Source organism: Paenibacillus barengoltzii G22 (assembly GCF_000403375.2).
GTDB classification, from domain to species: Bacteria; Bacillota; Bacilli; order Paenibacillales; family Paenibacillaceae; genus Fontibacillus; species Fontibacillus barengoltzii.
Genome location: NZ_KE159652.1, coordinates 221160 through 237110 on the forward strand (window position 1 = coordinate 221160; position 15951 = coordinate 237110).

Annotated in this window: 15 protein-coding genes; 13 read left to right on the forward strand and 2 right to left on the reverse strand. The window is 53.9% G+C overall.

Annotation, left to right across the window (positions count from 1 at the left end; genetic code table 11):
• Both C812_RS01085 and C812_RS21440 read left to right on the forward strand, forming a co-directional pair.
• Positions 1 to 334: integrase core domain-containing protein (locus C812_RS01085; RefSeq protein ID WP_016310862.1), on the forward strand; the 334-nt coding region annotated here is incomplete at its 5' end.
• An 894-nt stretch (positions 335 to 1228) separates the two neighbouring features.
• On the forward strand, positions 1229 to 3118 hold the full coding sequence (locus C812_RS21440; protein WP_244268284.1) for an O-antigen ligase family protein: 1890 nt from the start codon (positions 1229 to 1231) through the stop codon (positions 3116 to 3118).
• A 41-nt stretch (positions 3119 to 3159) separates the two neighbouring features.
• Here the strand turns inward: C812_RS21440 and C812_RS01095 are convergent, their stop codons facing one another.
• Positions 3160 to 3471, reverse strand: a complete 312-nt coding sequence (locus C812_RS01095; RefSeq protein ID WP_016310864.1) for a hypothetical protein — start codon at positions 3469 to 3471, stop codon at positions 3160 to 3162.
• 170 nt (positions 3472 to 3641) lie between these two features.
• Here C812_RS01095 and uptA point away from each other — a divergent pair, with 170 nt between their 5' ends.
• The 10 genes from uptA (at position 3642) to C812_RS01145 (ending at position 14122) form a co-directional block, all read left to right on the forward strand.
• The gene (uptA, locus tag C812_RS01100; protein WP_016310865.1) at positions 3642 to 4253 is read left to right on the forward strand and encodes an undecaprenyl phosphate transporter UptA; all 612 of its coding nucleotides are present in this window, start codon (positions 3642 to 3644) and stop codon (positions 4251 to 4253) included.
• Positions 4254 to 4384: 131 nt separating this feature from the next.
• Positions 4385 to 5014: an MBL fold metallo-hydrolase gene (locus tag C812_RS01105; protein ID WP_028539779.1), complete on the forward strand. Its 630-nt coding sequence runs from the start codon at positions 4385 to 4387 to the stop codon at positions 5012 to 5014.
• 350 nt (positions 5015 to 5364) lie between these two features.
• Complete coding sequence (locus C812_RS01110) at positions 5365 to 5748, forward strand: hypothetical protein (RefSeq protein WP_016310867.1); 384 nt, start codon at positions 5365 to 5367, stop codon at positions 5746 to 5748.
• Positions 5749 to 5937: 189 nt separating this feature from the next.
• Entirely contained in the window at positions 5938 to 6225 is a 288-nt protein-coding gene (gene gatC, locus C812_RS01115) for an Asp-tRNA(Asn)/Glu-tRNA(Gln) amidotransferase subunit GatC (RefSeq protein WP_009227102.1), read from the forward strand.
• A gap of 67 nt (positions 6226 to 6292) precedes the next feature.
• Positions 6293 to 7747 carry an Asp-tRNA(Asn)/Glu-tRNA(Gln) amidotransferase subunit GatA gene (gene gatA, locus C812_RS01120; RefSeq protein WP_016310868.1) on the forward strand — a complete coding sequence of 485 codons (1455 nt, stop codon included), beginning with the start codon at positions 6293 to 6295 and terminating at the stop codon, positions 7745 to 7747.
• 33 nt (positions 7748 to 7780) lie between these two features.
• Positions 7781 to 9220: an Asp-tRNA(Asn)/Glu-tRNA(Gln) amidotransferase subunit GatB gene (gatB, locus tag C812_RS01125; protein WP_016310869.1), complete on the forward strand. Its 1440-nt coding sequence runs from the start codon at positions 7781 to 7783 to the stop codon at positions 9218 to 9220.
• A 9-nt stretch (positions 9221 to 9229) separates the two neighbouring features.
• Positions 9230 to 9688, forward strand: coding sequence for a GNAT family N-acetyltransferase (locus tag C812_RS01130; RefSeq protein ID WP_016310870.1), 459 nt, complete (start codon positions 9230 to 9232; stop codon positions 9686 to 9688).
• Positions 9689 to 9861: 173 nt separating this feature from the next.
• Positions 9862 to 11679, forward strand: a complete 1818-nt coding sequence (locus C812_RS01135; RefSeq protein ID WP_016310871.1) for a DUF4097 family beta strand repeat-containing protein — start codon at positions 9862 to 9864, stop codon at positions 11677 to 11679.
• 133 nt (positions 11680 to 11812) lie between these two features.
• Positions 11813 to 12241: a Fur family transcriptional regulator gene (locus tag C812_RS01140; protein WP_016310872.1), complete on the forward strand. Its 429-nt coding sequence runs from the start codon at positions 11813 to 11815 to the stop codon at positions 12239 to 12241.
• Between the two features lie 144 nt (positions 12242 to 12385).
• Positions 12386 to 14122, forward strand: a complete 1737-nt coding sequence (locus tag C812_RS01145; RefSeq protein ID WP_016310873.1) for a glycosyl hydrolase family 18 protein — start codon at positions 12386 to 12388, stop codon at positions 14120 to 14122.
• 82 nt (positions 14123 to 14204) lie between these two features.
• On the opposite strand, the gene C812_RS01150 is transcribed toward C812_RS01145, so the two are convergent.
• Positions 14205 to 14585, reverse strand: coding sequence for a DUF2614 family zinc ribbon-containing protein (locus tag C812_RS01150; protein ID WP_009227109.1), 381 nt, complete (start codon positions 14583 to 14585; stop codon positions 14205 to 14207).
• Positions 14586 to 14730: 145 nt separating this feature from the next.
• On the opposite strand from C812_RS01150, the gene C812_RS01155 reads away from it, so the two are divergent.
• Positions 14731 to 15609, forward strand: a complete 879-nt coding sequence (locus tag C812_RS01155) for a nucleotidyltransferase-like protein (protein ID WP_016310874.1) — start codon at positions 14731 to 14733, stop codon at positions 15607 to 15609.
• Positions 15610 to 15951: the final 342 nt, after the last annotated feature.

Here is a 15951-nt window from a genome sequence, read left to right on the forward strand (position 1 = left end):
GTTCCCCGTGATCCGGACGGACAATGGGCCTCAATTTGTCAGCAAGTTGTTTGGAGATACCTGTGAGAGCTTGGGGATGACTCATGAGCGAATTCCCCCAAGGACTCCCAATATGAATGCCTATATCGAATCATTTCATAGCATATTGGAACGCGACTTGTTTAGCAGACGAGAATTTATGACGTTTGAAGAAGCGTTTATCGCACTTGATCAATATATGGACTTTTATAATTATCGAAGAATGCATGGTAGCCTGAAGCATATGGCTCCCATGAAGTTTTCGTTATGGGTCAAAATGCTAGAGGATACCTCAAAGTTCCATAAATCGATGTAAACACACAAGAAAATGAGCTGGACTGCGATAACACAAAACTTGTAGGTCAGGACTCCGGATTTAGGGGGCCTAGCCGGTTTTGCAGTTATTTTGGCAATTTCGCCGTCTAAGCCGGAAAATAACTGCACTTTTACATTTATTTATGCAGGTGACTCCATCTCCCGGAAGAATACCCCGCATTGAACTTGCCAATGAATGGAGTAAAGCGAATGGAGCAAGAGTTGGGGGAGCGAACATACAGGGCTGGAATAGCAGAGGGGGCGCAGAGAAGGTGGAAAAGAGGTGAAAAGGTTAGAGAGGGATCGAAAAGTAACAGTAAAAAAAGAGGTAGATGAAGCGGAGGAACGAGAGAGAGGGAATTGTGGAAAAAGTAGATGATCTTGAAAAGGTTGGTGGCGGTGGGCGCGCGAGAGGCAGACGTTAGGGACGTTAGGCTGACTGAAAGAAGATAAAGATGAGGAGGTGGAGGGTGTGCAGCATTGGCGAATTAGGGGAGTGACTGCGGCAGTATGGTTAAGCGGCGTATGGGTTTGCTTGAATCAAGGTTTGTATTGGACCGGGCGGGCGGGGGCGCTGCTGCTGGTGTCCGTATGGCTCATTGCGGGTGCGGTGGTTGCAGGCGGATGGGCCATCTCAACTGGATTCGGGCAGAATTTCAGGAAAACGGGCTATGGGCCGCATGAGGTTGGAACGTTTAAGCTTGCACTGCATGATCTTGCACCGTTTAAGTTTGGATCGTCTGAGCTTGAGCTTGGGACGTATCAGCTTGGTAGCGCTGCGCCTCGGGCGGGGTTATGGACAGAGCCAAGCGTGCGGTGGGCTTTGTTGCTAGCGGCAGGGCCTTTTGTCATCGCAGCGGGATACGCTTGGCGGCTGGCCGCGGGGCCGTTGTCGGTGCAATCGACGCTGGAAGCCCTGCGGCTGTGGGCGTTCTTGGGCGTTTTTGTTGCGGCGCTAGGGGGGCTAGCCGCAGTGAAGTCCCTGAGTGCCCGCCGTTGGCTGGAGGCCGGATGGCTGCTGATCGGCGGGCTGCTGGCTGTAACGGCATTGGCCGCGGCTTACGGCCTGCTGCCGATCCCCGGCGCGATCCTGCGCACCGCGGATCCAGCCATTTCGGCGACCGGTGCCCGGCTGGGCGGGCTGCTCCAGTACCCCAACGCCTTCGGTGCCGTGATGGCGGCGTTTCTCCTGGAGCGGCTGATGCGGCTCGCGAGGATGGAGCGGGCTGCTTTCACGCGCGCAGGCAGCTGGCGCGGGCAGCGGGCGGGGGCTCTCGCCCTGCTGTTCGCCCTCGCCCTGCTGCTGAGCGAGTCGCGCGGCGCGCTGACCGCTGCGCTGGGCGGCTGGGCCGCGGGCCTCGCGCTGCTGCGCGGGGCCGAGCGCCGGCGCTACGCCTGGCATAGCGCCGTCTTCGCGGGCGCGGCCGCCGTGCTGGCGCGCGGGCTCGCGGCCGCGCAGCTTGCGCCGGCGCCGGTTCCCGGCGCGCTCGCGCTCGCCGCGGGGCTGGCCGCGGCGCTGCTCGCGTCCGGCCGCGTCGCCATCGCTCCGCCGCGCCCCCGCGCGCCGCACACGCGCCCCAACGCCGCGCCTCGCGCCCCGCGCCGCGCCCGCGCCTTCGGCGCAGCCGCGCTGCTGCTCGCGGCGCCGCTGGCCGCGCTGCCGGCGTCCGCCGGCTTCCTTGGGCGGGGACTCCGCCCGGAAACAGCGTCCGCCCGCGCGGTGATGTACGCCGACGCCGCCGAACTGCTTCGGCGGTCGCCATGGCTCGGCCAAGGCGGAGATGTCTGGCGCCACGCGTTCCGCCGTGTGCAGAGCCTGCCGTACGTCGGCAGCGAGGTGCACAGCGGCTACCTGGACCTGGCGCTGGACCTGGGCTTGCTTGGCCTCGCCTGCATATTGCTGTGGCTGGGGGGGATGTCCATCCCCCTGCTGCGGGCACGCAGCGCGCTGCTCCCACCTTATCTGGTGCTGCTGCTGCATAGCGCCATCGACTTTGACTTCAGCTACGGTCTCGTCTGGCTGTTGCTGCTCTGGACGGCGGCCATGGGAATCGCCGAAGCCGGCTCGCTGGGTCGGCTTCGTCTCCCTGTCTTGCCCCGCCCCGGACTTGTCCGCGGAGCTTTCTTCCGCGCTCGCGGCCTGCTCTCACCACGCCCGCTGCGCATCGTGTGCAGCGGCCTCATCGCCGCTGCCTTACTTCTGCTGGGCGTGTCCGGTCTCCGCGAAGCGGAGAGCCAGCGGCTGCAACGCCAAGCCTTAGCCCAACCGCCCGAGGCGCACCGGGAGGCGGCGGAGCTGCTTCGGCGTTCGCTGGCCCTTGCCCCGTACCGCACGACGGTACGGTTAGCGCTCGCGGAACGCTCCGCACCACAGGAGGCCGCCTCGCTGCTGCAGGCGGGCCTCCGCTACGAGCCGGAGCGCGCCGAGCTGTGGTTCGCGTTGGGCCAAGCGCTGGCCCAAGCCGATCAGCCCGCCGCTGCTGAAGCGCTGCGGCGAGGCATCGAGCTGGACCCGTACGACCGGGTCAAGCAGACGGCAGCACTGCGAGAGCTATGGGGGCTAGCGCAACGCTTGCAGGCAAGCGGGGGACTGCAACAGGCTGAAGCGGTGGCGTCGGTCGGGACCGACTTGTACCTGAGCTTCCTGCGTTTGGCAGAGGGCATCGCCGCCAATCCTTCGCTGCGTAACGACCGCGCCTTCCGCTTAACGGAGGAAGCCATGTCGCTCGGGCGGGAGCTGCAACAGAGGGCTCACTTTTACACAAGCGATGCTGCCAAGAAGTAAATCTCGCTTCTTGCAGTCAGGCGTGTCAGACGGTGAGCTTGCTATCCGCCAAACGCGGCGCGAAAAGCAGAGGACAACGCTTCGCGATCGACCTCCCACAGCTCTGCCAGCTCAGCGCTGACGGCTTCATCCCACCAATCCGCCAGCAGCTTGCGGTTACTGATGTTTTCACCGATCCACAGCAGGTTGCCAATCACTTTTTTGTAATATAATGCTTCGCCTTCCTTGACTCGGTCCTCCGGAATATATACGCCAAGCCGCTTGATCGTCCGGTACAGCTCTTTGCTGCAGCTGCGGCGGATTTTGCGGGGATTCGGGAGGGAAGTTTGATGTTTCGCCGGGAAGTTTGCCATGGCAGAAGTCGCCTCCTTTTGCTCCAGCATATGCGGGCGGATTTCCCGAAGTCACCGGTGCGGCGAGCTGAAGTAGAACGCATGTCCATGGCTATGATAGAATAGACTGAGATTGGAGGCAGTTTATTGCTGGCTTCAGGACAGAAGTTAACTGGAAAGAGGACGAAGCTGTGGATTGGATATCAAATTTAGTGGGCGTATTATTGGATTGGATACAACAATTAGGGTATATGGGGATTATGCTGGGGCTCATGATCGAGATCATCCCCAGCGAAATTGTGCTGGCCTACGGCGGTTATCTCGTGCATCTCGGACATATTAATTTCATCGGTGCCGTCTTCTTTGGCACAGTAGGCGGTGTCATTGCTCAATTGTTCATTTACTGGATTGGGCGATATGGCGGCAGGCCGATTTTGGAGAAGTATGGGAAGTATATTTTGATTCAGAAGAAGCATATCGACGCGTCTGAAGCCTGGTTTCAGAAATACGGTCCCGGGGTTATCTTTACGGCGCGGTTTATCCCGGTGGCTCGGCATGCCATTTCCGTTCCTGCCGGGATTGCGAAAATGCCGGTGGGCAAATTCCTGCTGCTGACGACCTTGGCGGTCATTCCGTGGTCCGTGCTGTTCGTATATTTGGGAATGCTGCTCGGTGAACAGTGGCAGCATGTCGACGAGAAAGCAGGCCCCTATATCATGCCGATTTTGCTTGGGGCTTTGGCGCTGTTAATCGTGTACTTGGTCGTCAAATCGTTCAACAACCGGAGAAAAGGCGATGCCTAAGTCGATAACATCCGTAAGAAGCCAGATACCAAACGGATGGGCTTAGTGAATTGGTGATGAACTTAAAGAGAGGAGGCGGAGTGAGCGAAGCGGCCCGTGAGCTTGGTTGTAACGCTTATTCCGAGGGATACATCATGCTGAAAATTGAGAGTTTTTCCTTAGGCCCCTTGCAGACGAATGCGTATTTGTTGCGGGGAGAAGACGAGAACCGTGCGATCATTATCGATCCTGGTTCAAACCCGGGACCGCTGTTGCGCAGAATCGAAGGGTTGGAGATCGAGGCGATTTTGCTTACACATGCTCATTTTGACCATATCGGCGGTTTGGACCAGATTCGGAAGGAGAAGCATTGCCCGGTCTATGTGCATCCGCTGGAAAGCGATTGGTTGACGACCCCGAAGCTGAATGGGTCCTTGATGTGGCCGGAGGTCGGACCGCCCATCTCCACGGATCCGGCAGAATTCGATCTGGCCGAAGGGCAGAAGCTTCACCTGATCGGGCATGAGTTCACCGTACTTCATACGCCGGGGCATTCCCCAGGCAGCGTGAGCTTCCTGTGCGGGGATGATCTTTTTTCAGGGGATGTGTTGTTCCGTCTTGGTGTAGGGCGCACGGATTTACCGGGAGGCCGTGAAGCCGACCTGTTTAATTCGATTCGCGGGAAGCTGTTCCAACTGAAGGATGAAGTCAAAGTGTATCCCGGTCATGGTCCCCAGACGACTATCGGCTACGAACGGCAGAATAATCCGTACGTCTCCTAGAGAGTCTATGAACCCTACTCATGGCGTTTGTGCAAAAAAATCGACGAAATAGTACAAAAATAGTGGACAAAAGTGCAACCTTTTGATAGGATGTACATATTAAAACATTGTAACTTTTGCGAAGCACGCAAGCTGCGGAAATGATCCCGGTTTGCGTTCTTTTTTATGCTTTTTTGGGCTTGAACCAATATCAGCAGAAACAAGATGTACTTCAGGAAGCGAATCTGCATAAGCTATTCATATCCGGGATTCCGGGGTAGAACTTGACCAATCTCCGTGTCTTTTAGTAGGATTATATAAAGCAATACAAGTTGATGATTATGCATCCAAATAAATCAGGGAGGTAGACGATGCTTCATTTGGGAGAGAAAATTGTTATCGTCGGTGATGCTTTTGAGCAGAATCTTCCTGTTGGGGAATATGGCTACGTTATTGCTTACGACCGCAATCCGGACAATGCTTTTGACTACGTCATCCGGTCTCCGAAGACGGGGCGGAATTATTTCGTTCCTAAGAGCGATATAGAATCCGAAAGTCGGCTGATCGAGCAAGCAGCGGAACGCGCGACACAGGAAGCTTTGATCGATTACGCGCTGGCTACGCACAATGAGAAGCTGTTTCGGCATATCATGAACGGCGAAGACAGCGATGCAGACGGGCAGCAGGAACCAACAAAGGAAGTAATGTCCCAAGCAGAGTTCATTAAACAAGTGAACCTGCGGGCATGGATATAAGAAAGGAGTCGGCTTAAGGCCGGCTCTTTTTCTTTTTTGTCCGGGGAGAGATATCCCGCCCTATAGCTCCTTTCCGCTTTAACGGATTGAATTGAACCGGAATCTACAATATAATTTTATTCAATTGTACAAGCATGGTAGAATGTACGAATAGTGCGGGAACGCATGAGTAAAGGGAGGCATCTAAGCATGAGTATCCAGACGAAGGACGTTGAACACGTGGCGAGACTGGCCCGTTTGCACTTGACCGACGAAGAGCGGGATATGTTTACGGAACAATTAAATGCGATTTTACAATACGCGGAGAAGTTAAACGAACTGAATACAGACGATATCGCACCGACCACGCATGTGCTGCATCTCAGTAACGTCATGCGGGAGGACGAAGTGAAGGAAAGCCTGCCGCCGGAGAAGGTATTCCGTAACGCACCGGAGGAAGAAGACGGTCAGTTTAAGGTTCCGGCCGTATTAGAATAGGTGATTCGCTGAAAAATGAACCCATCGACTAGAACGAACTTGAGAATGACAAAGGAGGAAGCTTAGATTGGCGCTTTTTGATTTGCGTTTACAGGAGATACATAATCGGCTTCACAACAAGGAGTTGTCTGTGACCGAGTTAGTAGGCGAAGCTTTCGCCAGAATCCGCGAATACGACGGGAAGATCGGCGCCTACTTGACGTTGAACGAGGAGGGGGCTCGTGCGGAGGCCGCCCGTTTGGACGCCAAGTTGGCACAGGGGGAAGCCCATGGTCTGCTGTTTGGACTTCCTGTGGGCATCAAAGATAATATGGTGACCGAAGGGTTGCTGACGACATGCGGCAGCCAATTTTTGAAAAATTATGATCCGATTTACGACGCGACTGTGGTTACGAAGCTGAAGGAAGCGGAAGCGGTCACGATCGGCAAGCTGAATATGGACGAGTTCGCGATGGGCGGCTCCAATGAGAATTCCAGCTTCCATCCCGTGCGTAACCCGTGGGATTTAAGCCGTGTACCCGGCGGTTCCAGCGGGGGTTCGGCAGCCGCTGTCGCTGCAGGTGAGGCATTCTTTACGTTGGGTTCGGATACCGGCGGTTCCATCCGTCAGCCCGCATCGTATTGCGGTGTTGTTGGACTGAAGCCGACCTATGGCCGGGTATCGCGTTACGGCCTTGTGGCGTTTGCTTCTTCGCTCGATCAGATCGGGCCGATAACCAAAAACGTCGAAGACGCCGCCTATGTTCTGCAGGCGATTGCCGGTCACGATCCGAAGGATTCCACCTCGGCGAATGTGGAGGTGCCGGATTATTTGAGCGCCCTCACCGGTGACATTTCCGGGCTGCGCATCGCTGTACCGAAGGAATATTTGGATGGCGTTGACCCGCAGGTGAAGGCTGCCATTATGGATGCGTTGCGCGTGCTTGAAGGTCTTGGCGCGGTATGGGAAGAAGTATCGCTGCCGCATACGGAATACGCGGTGGCTGCTTATTATCTGCTGGCGTCCTCGGAGGCCTCGTCGAACCTGTCGCGTTTCGACGGCGTTCGTTACGGCGTCCGTGCTGATAATGCCGGCAACCTGCTGGACTTGTACTACGATTCGCGCAGCCAGGGCTTCGGACCGGAAGTGAAGCGCCGGATTATGCTGGGGACCTATGCGCTGAGCTCGGGGTATTATGACGCCTACTATTTGAAGGCGCAAAAGGTCAGAACGCTGATCAAACAAGATTTCGATCAGACCTTTGACAAATATGACGTGATCCTTGGGCCAACGGCTCCAACGACGGCGTTCCCGCTGGGCTCGCAAGTTGACGATCCGCTCACGATGTATTTAAACGATATTTTGACGATTCCGGTGAGCTTGGCCGGGGTTCCCGCCATCAGCGTGCCGTGTGGATTTGCCGAAGGTCTGCCGGTTGGACTGCAAATTATCGGCAAGCCGTTCGACGAAAGCACGGTATTGCGCGTGGCTCACGCCTTTGAAGCGAATACGGATCATCATCAACAACGTCCCGCCTTGTAGGTTTATAACAATAGTTTTGCAGGAGGATAGGCCATGTCAACATCCAAATATGAAACGGTGATCGGGTTGGAGGTGCACGTGGAGCTGCATACGAAATCGAAAATTTTCTGCGGCTGCTCCACGGAGTTCGGCGCCCCGCCTAATACGCATACCTGCCCGGTGTGCCTGGGGCATCCCGGCGTATTGCCGGTGCTGAACCGCCAGGCCGTCGACTACGCGATGAAGGCCGCAATGGCGCTGAATTGTGAAATCGGCGATGTCTGCAAGTTTGACCGGAAGAACTATTTCTACCCCGATTCGCCTAAAGCGTATCAGATTTCCCAATACGATCAACCGATCGGCAAGAACGGATACATCGATATCGAGGTGGACGGGAAGACGAAACGGATCGGCATCACCCGTCTGCATCTGGAGGAGGACGCTGGCAAGCTGACGCACGTGGACGGCGGGTACGCTTCGCTGGTGGACTTCAACCGTGTAGGCACGCCGCTTGTGGAAATCGTGTCCGAGCCGGACATTTCTTCGCCGGAGGAAGCGCGCGCGTATCTGGAGAAGCTGCGGGCGATCATGCTGTACTGCGAGGTTTCCGACGTGAAAATGGAGGAAGGCTCGATGCGCTGCGACGCTAACATCAGCTTGCGCCCGTGGGGTCAGAAGGAGTTTGGCACGCGTGCCGAGCTCAAGAACATGAACTCGTTCCGCGGCGTGGTTCGCGGGTTGGAGTATGAACAGCTTCGCCAGGCTGAGATTCTGGACGAAGGCGGAGAGGTTGAACAGGAGACGCGCCGCTGGGACGAAACCCAAGGTAAAACGTTCTCGATGCGCGGCAAGGAAGAAGCCCACGATTATCGCTACTTCCCGGATCCCGACCTGGTTACTCTTCACATTGATCAGGAGTGGAAAGACCGGATTCGTGCGTCGATTCCGGAGCTGCCGGATGCCCGGAAAGCTCGTTACACTTCGGAGTACGGCTTGCCGGAGTACGATGCTGGCGTCATTACGTCCTCCAAAGCGCTGGCGGACTTGTTCGAAAGCAGCCTTGAGTATACGAAGGACGCCAAAGCGGTGTCGAACTGGATCATGGGCGATCTGCTCGGCTACCTGAACAGCAATTCGCTGGAATTGTCCGACGTGAAGCTGACCGGACAAGGTCTAGGTGAGATGATCGGCCTGCTGGAGAAAGGCACGATCAGCTCCAAGATCGCCAAAACGGTATTTAAAGAAATGCTGCAAAGCGGCAAGCTGCCGCAGCAGATCGTTGAGGAGCAAGGGCTTGTGCAAATCAGCGACGAAGGGGCGATTATGGCGATCGTTCAAGAAGTCGTTGCGAACAACCCGGCCTCCGTGGAGGATTACAAAGCAGGCAAGGAGAAGGCCATTGGCTTCCTTGTCGGCCAAGTCATGAAGCAAAGTAAAGGGAAAGCCAACCCGGGGCTGGTCAACAAGCTGCTGGTCGAAGTGCTGAAAGGCTAGGGCCAGCTGGTGATCAAGCAACTCTCATTGAGTGACACCGATATTGTGGAGCAGCTCTGGAGCTTACAACATTCGGCTTACCGACTGGAGGCACAGGCCGTTGGCCTAACGGAGATGCCGCCGTTGCCAGATACGTTTGATTCCATCCGCTCAAGCAGCGATGTGTTCTTCGGTGAACTATCAGAGGATGGGGAGCTGCTGGGGGCGATCGCCGTTCGAGATGAGATGCCGGGGGCCTTAGAGATCACCCGATTGATGGTTCAACCGAACCATCTGCGGCAAGGAATTGGCGCCAAGCTGTTGCACTACGTCCTGACCCACCATCTGGACAAGCAAGAGTTTACCGTAACGGCCAGTCCGCAGAACGCCCCTGCGGTTGCGCTGTACCGCAAGTTTGGCTTCCGTCCGGTGCGGTCCGTCCAATCTGCTGCAGGCGTAGAATTGATGATCTATCGTCTGAACCAGTAAAGAGATTCAAGCACGCTTTCAAACCAGATGGCTGAGGTTTGAGGGCGTGCTTTTTGATTGATTGGAGACCAGTTCCTTCCACGTTACAGAATAAGTAAGTATCGGTTATGATTAAAGAAACGGTAAATCCGCGCTGGATGAAGCCCGACAGAGATAGAAAAGAGGTGGGGGAAATGACGCCGGATATGGTGCCGATCGGACAGCCGCCGATGCAAGGGCGGACGAAAGGATATCAGCCCCGGCGGCGCAAGCGCAAGCTGATTGCCGGTCTGTTGTCCGCCCTGTTTCCAGGGATGGGACATTTGTATTTGCGCAGTTATTTACGCGGCCTTTGCTTTATGTATTTTGTTTTGATCGATGCTTCCGCATTGATTTATTTCTCATCCGTCCGCATGGCGATTAATGTGCCGCTTCTCCTATGGCTTGGCTTATTAATTCCCGCGGCTTATTTCTTTAGTATTTATGATGTTCTTCAATCCACGGATGCCCATAATGCCCGTCTGAAAAAAGAGCTCGAAGCGAGTCAAATCCCATCCACGGACACACCGTCCGGCCGAAGCTTCAAGCAGGGTCTTGGAGCGGGAGCGCTGCTGATCGGCGGCGGGGCCATTTTGATTGTACTTCAGATGAAGCCGTATTGGCTCCAGCTGCTGGTGCAATACGCCGGAGCGTATCTAGTCTCTGCTGCGCTGGCGTTGACCGCGCTGCTGCTAATCCTGCGCGAATCGCAACGTCTCTTCCTGCGTTCGGGACGCTTTACTGCCGCCGTGGTCCTGCTGACAACCGCGGGAATTTTGCTGCACGATGCGATGAAGGATGGAGACTTGTTGCTGCAGTTGATCCGATGGTGGCCATTCGTGTTCGTTTTGTGGGGAATCGAGCATATTATAATATTGGTTTGGAAACGAATGAGGGCTATGCAAGTCAGATTTCGCCCGCGCGTTGATGTGAAGGGGCTGTTCTTGTCCATGTTCATGGCCTTCTCGGTATTTGCTATTACGCAGCAAGATCAATACATGCACTTATGGAACCGGGTCAGTCTCGATTTGACGGCTGCAGGGGCGGAATATAGCGCACAGGAAGGTTATCGTCTGGAGAAACCCCAGTTGGATCTCCCTATCGACCTGGATACCGAACGGATCGTTTTTGACGGAATGAATGGGGATATCGAGGTGCGTAAGGCGGAGATCGACCATGTCATCGTCCGCTATACGGTATGGATCGATCAATTGGAGAATGAACCCGCTCGCAAAATTGCGGCAGTCACGTCTATCGAAGCCGATATCGGCAAGACGCTGAATTTATCCGTCAAGGATAAGGCTTACGGCGAGACTGGCCGTCGTCATCCGAAGGTGAACGTAACCCTGATTGTTCCGCAAAACCGATTCTTGGATTTGGACATTTCCACCTCCAACGGGAAAATTACATTAACCGGTGTCCAAGCGATGAAGCAGGTGAAGCTGCAAACAGGGAATGGGAACTTACGGTTATGGAATGTCATTGGGGATGTTTCGGCCAAAACGTTAAACGGGGACGTTGAGCTGTATCGGATCTTTGGTGAAGCCGAGATTGATACGCAAGGCGGAAATATCAAAGGCCGGGGCATTACGGGCAAGGTCGCCTTGTCCACCCTGGTAGGCGATATTACATTAACCGAAGCTCAGGATGACATTCAACTGCATACGAAAAACGGCAATATCCGGGTCGACGGCGTTCCGCTGGGACTGAAGGCCGAATCGCTTAACGGCAAAATCGACATTACCTCCCGGATCGTTGGCGGCGATTGGGATGTTTACAGCGCGGTTGGCGAGTTGCGAGTCGAGCTTCCGGAAGAAGGGAATTATAAGCTTGAGGGTTCGAGCGGATACGGTGATATTTTTACCGAACTGCCTTTTGTGGTGGATCACAAGGAAATTCATGGTACACTCGGAACCGGTGAGTTCAAGCTCAAGGTCGATGGCAACAGTGACCTGTATGTGAATAAAAGCTGAACACCGGCGACAAGCCAAGTTGCAGGCGTTGATCCTGCGTTGACAAAAGTTTTGACCTAACCGTACAATAATCTTACGGACTTTTTTGCATAATGAACCATAAGGAATGAGCATTTAGAAGGCGGTGGACGAGATGACAACGCGCGTACAGCATGCCCTGGACCAACTGAAGAACAATGGAGTCCGCATTACGCCGCAGCGTCACGCCATACTTACGTATCTGATGGAATCGATGAGCCATCCGACCGCGGACGAGATTTACCGGTCCTTGGAGCCCCGCTTCCCGAACATGAGCGTAGCTACGGTATACAATAATTTGAAAATGTTGATTGAAGCCGGCATGGTCCGGGAGTTAACATATGGGGACAATTCGAGCCGTTTTGATGCGGACGTGTCCAATCATTATCACGTGATATGCGAGAAATGCGGAAAAATTGAGGATTTCATGTACCCTAGCTTGGAAGAAGTCGAGCGCCAGGCCGAAGAAGCCACCGGCTTTGAGATTCACGGCCATCGGCTGGAATTGCATGGGGTATGTAAAGAGTGCCGTATGAAGCACTAAGACAGTTTTATTTGGTGAGATGTAGATCAAACGTGTGGAATACCTTCGCGGATTCTTCACGTTTTTGTTTTTTGTAGGTAACTTTCGGCGCACTTTATAAGTTTATTATTTAGTAGACAGAGATTTCGATACGGAGGGTTGTCCTTGAAGAGTAGAAGAGACGTGTATCAAAGGAAAAAGAAGCGAGGCAGGAGAAAAACGAAATGGTTTTTCGGCCTGATTCTTATTATAGCAGGGCTTTATTGGGCTCAATCGGAATGGCTGCCCAACCGCGAGCATGTGGATCCTGAATGGCTTGGCCGGGTGGATAAGCCTATTTTTGCGGATGGACAATTGCTAAGTGGCACCGGGATCGGATCGGGCGATAGCTTGAAGCTCCCGCTTCCGGTGATTCAGCAGATTATCGACCCGACGATTCGTTATGAGGAAGACACGAAGTCAGTGATCTTAACGACGCCGCAGAAGTTGGTTTTGCTCAAGGCTGACGAGAAGATCGCCAAAATCAATAATAAGCCGAAGGAGCTGCGTTTTGCTCCGGAGGAGAAGGATGGCGTCCTCTATCTTCCGGCACATCTGCTTCACGACTTGTACGGGGCAGAGGTGCAAGAGGATGCGGCTTCCGGCGTTGTTCTGCTCTATCGGGCGGGAGAGAAGATTTTTCCAGCTGTGGTAGGCTCCGGTTCCAGCAAAAAGGACAGCACTGTTCCGCTGCGAACAGGCCCTAGCATTCATCAGCCGATTCTGGCGGATATGCCGGAGGAGACTGCGCTGCGGATCCTAGAGACCCCCGATGATAAATGGTATTATGTTCAGCTAAATAACGGGTATACCGGCTATGTTCAGAGAAAGGACGTCGTGTTAGGAGAGGAACATGCCATCCCGGAACTCAAGCTGGAGCTATCCGCCGCCAAACAGAAATGGCAGTCCAAAACGGTGAATATGACCTGGGAAGCTGTATATCAGGTGGCACCCAAGCCGTCTTCCATCGGTAAGCTGCCTGGCATCAACGTTGTGAGTCCCACTTGGTTTTCCATGGTGGACGGGAAGGGCAACGTGAAGAGTAAAGCAGACCCAGCCTACGTCAAATGGGCTCATGGTCAGGGGATGCAGGTCTGGGGCTTGTTCAATAACAGCTTTGATCCGGATCTCACTTCCGAGGCGTTGGCCAGCTTCGAGAACCGGCTAACGACGATTCTGCAAATGCTGCATTACGCGAAGTTGTATGATTTAGACGGCATTAATATCGATTATGAAAATGTCTACACCAAGGACGGAGAGAATCTCACCCAGTTTATGCGTGAGCTGCGCCCATTGGCTGAGGAGCAGGGCTTGATCGTTTCGATTGACGTGACCCCGAAATCTAACAGTGAGATGTGGTCGGCCTTTTTGGACCGCCGGGCCTTGGCTGAAGTGGTCGATTACCTCGTATTGATGGCTTACGATGAGCATTGGGCAGCCAGTCCGGTGGCGGGCTCCGTCGCCTCATTGCCTTGGGTGCGCTCATCGGTGACACGGATATTGGAAGAGGATGATGTGCCGCCGAGTAAGCTGATCCTGGGCATCCCTTTGTATACCCGGGTATGGACGGAAACGGTGAAGGACGGCAAAACGGAGGTCAATTCTAAAGCCATTGGGATGGACAAGGCTCAGCAAATCATCGCCGAGAAGAAATTAAAACCGCGTTTCTCTGAGGACACGGAACAGAATTACGTAGAGTATAAGGACAAAGAAGGATTGCACCGCATATGGCTGGAGGATGCTGAATCGTTAAAACGCCGTGTGGAATTGGCCAAATCGATGAAACTGGCTGGCATCGCCACCTGGACACGGGCGTTTGCTTCCGACGAAGCTTGGGAGACCCTTCGGGAAATTGTAAAATAGACTGCAAAAAACCAAGCGGACCGCTGCTTTAGATGCAGCGGTCCGCTTGGCTTCTTTTTATCCAATGAGGATAGAATGACATTTAACTGGTGGTTGAAGCTCCGGTTGTTTGCTGTTGCTCCAATTCCTCGGCCGTGATCGTCGCCTGCGACGGGTCGAGGGTGAGGATGGTCTTACAGAACATGCAGCGATCTGTTTTGCCTAGCATTTTGGTCAGCTTGTGACATTCCGGGCATTCCAGCTGCACTGCTGACGTGGACAACATGCCCGCCCAAAAATAAATGGCCAAGCTCGCGAGCATCGAGACCAAGCCGATGGCTAGTCCGATGGCAGCGATCGCTCTGCCGGCAGGGCCCCAGAATACAATCCCGGCGGTTCCCAGTACCATTAGGCCCATCCCAAGCATGGTGAGCAACAAGCCCCATAAACGAAATTCATTGATTTTGCTTGATTTGAAGAACATTGGGCCACCTCGTTTCTATAACTCTGCAAGGGGAGCGTTTCCCCACTTTTTCCAAGTGCTCCAAAAACAAAGAAGGAAACTTAGATTAGGCGTAGAACTATATTATAACGAATTGGCAGGAATACGCCAAGCTGGGAGGGTATCCGTGGAAACAACCATTTTTTCGATCTTAGACGAGGAGAAAGCCGGACATGGAGCCATTGGGGCGGTTGGGTATCACCTGGACCAAGCCGGCTTCCACGACTCGCTGTTGCATGATTTCGAATATCTCATTATGGTTGTGCACCATGGCTTGGAGGAGAAGGAACAGCGTATTGAGCACGGTATGAGCGGAAACTCGGCTTATCAGCTGCTGCATGTGGGCACCCGCGAAATCGAACTAGGCATATTGACCGGTGATCAGCGGGATTCGGTGAAATATTTTCTGCACGGCGAGATCATTTGGGACATCGATGGGAAGTTGACGACTTTCCGTTCCTATATCAACGAATTTGGTGATTCCATGAAGGAACGGCGGAAGCTTAAGGAATTTGCCAAATTTCTCAAAGTCTATGGGGAAGCCAAACGGTATACGGCTGAGCAGGACTTGCTGGACGCGTACTACTGCGTGCTGCAGGCGTTAAAGCATTATGCTCGCCTTGAATTGATCGAGCAGGGGATTTTGCCGGAAAGCAGCGTGTGGGAACAGGTTCGCCCTTTGAATTCGGTCGTCAATAAGTTGTTTGATGAGTTGACGGAAAATTCAGAAACGTTGGAGCAACGCATCCAGCTCGTCCTGTTGGCTTGCGAATTTACACTCGCCAGCAAGATGGCCGATTGTTGTGAACTGCTCTTAAGGATTCTCGGCAGCCGTAAGGAAGCATGGAGTATTCAGGAGTTAGTACAGAACCCTGAGCTCGAACATGTGAGAGATGAGCTTCCGTTATTACTTCGCAAGTTGGTGGCCCGTTCCTTGGCGCAGGAAATCACCAAAGCTCATAAGGAAGGCGCAGGCGAGCGCCGGGAATTGCGATACAGAGCTTGATTGCGGCGTTCTGAACACTTCCAAAATATACCTTGGACAAACCTATTGACGCGCCCAGCGAGGATATGATAAATTATATCTCGCCCCTAAAAAAGGCAATGAAGTTTTGAAGCTGAAATCGGCACTGGCCGAAAGGTTTTTTAAAAAAAACTTCTTGACTTAATCGAGGCAAACATGATATATTATAAAGGTCGCTGCTGAAACAAAGAACGGCGACGAAATGAAAGTTTGATCTTTGAAAACTGAACAACGAGTGAGTAATAAATTGAGATTAAAGGGTGAATTTCAAGCCGGTGTACTTCGGCCTTGAAATTCGATCCGATCTCGTCAGTTTTTTCTAAA

Excerpts from the sequence above, each read along its gene's own strand:
- C812_RS01095 (WP_016310864.1), bottom strand. The coding sequence starts at position 3,471 with ATGGCAAACTTCCCGGCGAAACATCAAACTTCCCTCCCGAATCCCCGC.
- C812_RS01110 (WP_016310867.1), top strand. The coding sequence starts at position 5,365 with ATGCTTCATTTGGGAGAGAAAATTGTTATCGTCGGTGATGCTTTTGAG.
- gatC (WP_009227102.1), top strand. The coding sequence starts at position 5,938 with ATGAGTATCCAGACGAAGGACGTTGAACACGTGGCGAGACTGGCCCGT.
- gatB (WP_016310869.1), top strand. The coding sequence starts at position 7,781 with ATGTCAACATCCAAATATGAAACGGTGATCGGGTTGGAGGTGCACGTG.
- C812_RS01135 (WP_016310871.1), top strand. The coding sequence starts at position 9,862 with ATGACGCCGGATATGGTGCCGATCGGACAGCCGCCGATGCAAGGGCGG.
- C812_RS01140 (WP_016310872.1), top strand. The coding sequence starts at position 11,813 with ATGACAACGCGCGTACAGCATGCCCTGGACCAACTGAAGAACAATGGA.
- C812_RS01150 (WP_009227109.1), bottom strand. The coding sequence starts at position 14,585 with ATGTTCTTCAAATCAAGCAAAATCAATGAATTTCGTTTATGGGGCTTG.